The organism is Corallococcus sp. RDP092CA (assembly GCF_041903675.1).
Taxonomy (GTDB): domain Bacteria; phylum Myxococcota; class Myxococcia; order Myxococcales; family Myxococcaceae; genus Corallococcus.
Map to the genome: position 1 here is coordinate 1 of NZ_JAYESI010000170.1, position 255 is coordinate 255.

1 protein-coding gene is annotated in these 255 nt (G+C 69.0%); it reads right to left on the reverse strand.

Annotated elements, in window-relative coordinates; all coding sequences use genetic code 11:
• Positions 1-255, reverse strand: a 255-nt coding sequence (locus U8525_RS34650; RefSeq protein WP_374271001.1) for a transposase, incomplete at both ends; no start/stop codon positions are given.

Genomic DNA, 255 nt, shown 5'->3' on the forward strand with positions numbered 1-255 from the left:
TTTGGACCATCGCGAGGTAGTTGGCGGCGCGCTTCTCGTAGCGCGTCGCCACCCGCCGGTTCTGCTTCAAGCGATTGAAGAGACACTCCACCCGGCAGCGTTTGCGGTAGGCCGCGCGCCGGAAGGCCCGCTGCCGGGGCTGGTCCGAGCGGGTGGGGATGATGGCGTGCACCCCATGTTCGCGGCACCAGGCGCGTAGGCTGGGGTAGCTGTAGCCTTTGTCCGCGGCAAGGGCGTCGGGCAAGCGACGTGGCG